At 31.0% G+C, this 1,659-nt stretch carries 1 protein-coding gene and 1 pseudogene; one reads left to right on the top strand and one right to left on the bottom strand.

All coding sequences use genetic code 11. From position 1 onward, the window contains the following. Positions 1–241: 241 nt before the first annotated feature. Positions 242–1,447, top strand: a complete 1,206-nt coding sequence (locus L8X28_RS08250; RefSeq protein WP_263666051.1) for a major outer membrane protein — start codon at positions 242–244, stop codon at positions 1,445–1,447. A 23-nt stretch (positions 1,448–1,470) separates the two neighbouring features. Here L8X28_RS08250 and L8X28_RS08245 read toward each other — a convergent pair. Then, positions 1,471–1,659 (bottom strand): annotated as a pseudogene (locus tag L8X28_RS08245) (peroxide stress protein YaaA); the annotation flags it as partial.

The raw sequence follows: 1,659 nt of genomic DNA, 5'->3' as shown, positions 1-1,659 counted from the left end.
TAACCCCTCAGTTTCCAAACATTAACTATCAAAGAGCATAATTACATTTGTAAAAGCAAACATTCATAGATAACTCCTTAGTTTTTAAAGATCTAGTTTCAAACTAGATCTTTAAAGATAATTCAATCTATAAATACAACCCTTTAATATATTTTTATCGTTTTTATTTATTTTAAGAATTCTTATATAAAACTATGCTATAATACAAGCCATAGTTTTAATTTTAATAAGGAGAATTCTCATGAAACTAGTTAAACTTAGTTTAGTAGCAGCTTTAGCTGCAGGTGCTTTTTCAGCAGCTAACGCTGTTTCACTTGAAGAAGCTATAAAAGATGTTGATGTATCAGGAATGTTCAGATATAGATTTGAATCTGATAGATTAGATGATGGTTCCTCAACTACTGGCGGTTACAATAGCTCTAAAAATAATCAACACAAATTTAAATCTCAATTGAATTTTAAAGCAGCTTTAGATGATAACTTCAAAGCTTTTGTTCAATTTGAATATAACCCAGGTGGTGAAAATGGATTTGGTGGTGCAAACACAGATACAAAAAGTGCTTTCGGTGTTAGACAAGCTTACTTAGAATATACCAATGAAGCTTATGCTACAAGCGTAACTTTCGGTAAAATGGAAATTGGCTCTATTTGGACTGATGATGCAGTAGGAACAGGAGCTAAAGTAGTAAACACTTCTATTGAAGGTTTAACTTTTGCAGGTTATTGGTTTGATAGCTTCAATGTTCAAGATGATGGTGATTTTGGAGATACAAAACTTAACAATTCTTCTTTATACGGTGCTGCTGTATTAGGTGATTTCGATCCATTTGCTTTCCAATTATGGGCTGCTTATTCAGCAAACAATGCATTCTTATATGCAGTAGATGCTAGCTATAAATTTACATTCAATGATATGGCTAACTTCAAAATCCAAGCTCAATATTTAGGAAATAGCTTGGATAGTGATTTTGAAAAATTCTATGGTCATGGTGTAGATGATGGCAATTTCTATGCTGCTCAATTACAAGGACAAATTTCTGCTTTTGATTTCCAAGCAGGTATCGTTGGCTATGGTGATAAAAACAAACAAACAGTTGTCACTTTAGAAGATAAAGGAAGAGTAATTGCTCCAGGTGAACAAATTTTTTATTCTAACAAGAGTGATTTAAGACATACTTATGGCGAAAGTCTTTTCTATTTTGCAGGTTTAGGTTATACTTTTGCTGAAACTGTTAGAGTAGGGTTTGACTATATCGGTGGTAAAACTGAACAAGCTGGCAATAACGACATAGATAAAAATGAATATATTGCAAGAGTATCTTATGCATATAGTCCAAAACTTACATTTAGTGGCTTCTATTCTTACTTAACTGAAGATTATAACACCAATGGTGTTCATGATAGCGATGATCAATTCATCAGACTTGAAGCTCTATACAAATTCTAATTATAAAAGCTAAGCCAAAAGGCTTAGCTTGCTATATCTAAAATTATATCTTCTTTTAATCCTTGTATCTTAATTTCTTTTATTTTTAAATCATTAGGTAAGTTTTCTAGCAAAATTTCTTTGCTATGTATATTTTTACTTGCTAATACTCTTAGTATTTTACCCCTATAAGCTTTAGCAAAATGACTTAAAGTTTTGGAATTTTTTAAAAA

It is taken from the genome of Campylobacter sp. CNRCH_2016_0050h (assembly GCF_025772605.1).
Classification (GTDB): Bacteria; Campylobacterota; Campylobacteria; order Campylobacterales; family Campylobacteraceae; genus Campylobacter_D; species Campylobacter_D lari_D.
This window is presented reverse-complemented; position numbering and strand designations above follow the sequence as displayed.

Coding starts and splice junctions, on each gene's coding strand:
- L8X28_RS08250 (WP_263666051.1), top strand. CDS start 242: ATGAAACTAGTTAAACTTAGTTTAGTAGCAGCTTTAGCTGCAGGTGCT.